This window comes from Shewanella sp. CAL98-MNA-CIBAN-0140 (assembly GCF_040309905.1).
In the GTDB taxonomy this organism is placed as follows: Bacteria; Pseudomonadota; Gammaproteobacteria; order Enterobacterales; family Shewanellaceae; genus Shewanella; species Shewanella psychromarinicola.
In genome coordinates this window covers 1-859 of record NZ_JBEOPI010000091.1, presented here as the reverse complement: position 1 = coordinate 859, position 859 = coordinate 1, and the positions used below count along the sequence as shown (strand labels likewise).

Here is an 859-nt window from a genome sequence, read left to right as displayed (position 1 = left end):
TGATATTGAGTAGCAGGTAAGTTTTTCATTGAAATTCCTTTTCATTTTATTTTTCTATCTTACATCTTTAAGCCTAAAGGTTTCAATGAAGATTATGAACTCAATTGAAGCCTCATTTGGCTCCGCGCAACGGCTTAGTTCAACGCCGCACTAAGCGGACTAAATTTGTTGGTTATAATGTGCAGCGAAGCGAAACCTAACCAACTGTTTTAGTTCCGTTTAAGTGCCTTGTTATAACCGTTTTCGAATAGTAACTTTGAGATTTCAAGTACTGTTTTTCTTGCAACTTTATTCCCACTAAGTAAAGCAAGTTGACCTGCTGCCAATAAACCATAATTTGTTGAAAAACTTAACATATCTTTAATAAACTCTTCATTGTAATTCGAAGCGATGTTATCTCCTGAAATACGTCTAGTAATTTGAGCTGGACCAGCATGTGTTAAATTATTGAGACTTTTCCAATTCATTTTTTTGGCTACTGATAATTTGCTTGTTTTATTCTCAGAATTATTACGGTATTCATCGATCTCTTTAACTAATAAACCAAAGGGTTTATTAAATTTGTCTTTATTCAATAACTCTATATCAACTTCAGATGAACAATATTCAAACCACAACCCTTTCGTATAACTTTCAAATAGACTGCGCAATAAAGAGCTAGCAGAACCATGCAGTTCTAATTCTGTAAGTGCCACAATAGACCTAAAGTGCTCCATACAAAGTGAATAGTATGAAGATGCAACCATCATAGATCCTGTATTTGGCAACTCAATACCGTTTAAACGTAAGCGCTCAATTAACCGCACATACCAATAACCTTCAAATGTGACATGATTATTTCCTAACTAAATCTAGGAAA

Annotated in this window: 1 protein-coding gene; it reads right to left on the bottom strand. The window is 34.0% G+C overall.

The window, feature by feature from the left end:
- Nucleotides 1-209: 209 nt before the first annotated feature.
- Complete coding sequence (locus tag AAEY93_RS20265; RefSeq protein WP_351079429.1) at nucleotides 210-806, bottom strand: DUF6988 family protein; 597 nt, start codon at nucleotides 804-806, stop codon at nucleotides 210-212.
- Nucleotides 807-859 lie beyond the last annotated feature (53 nt).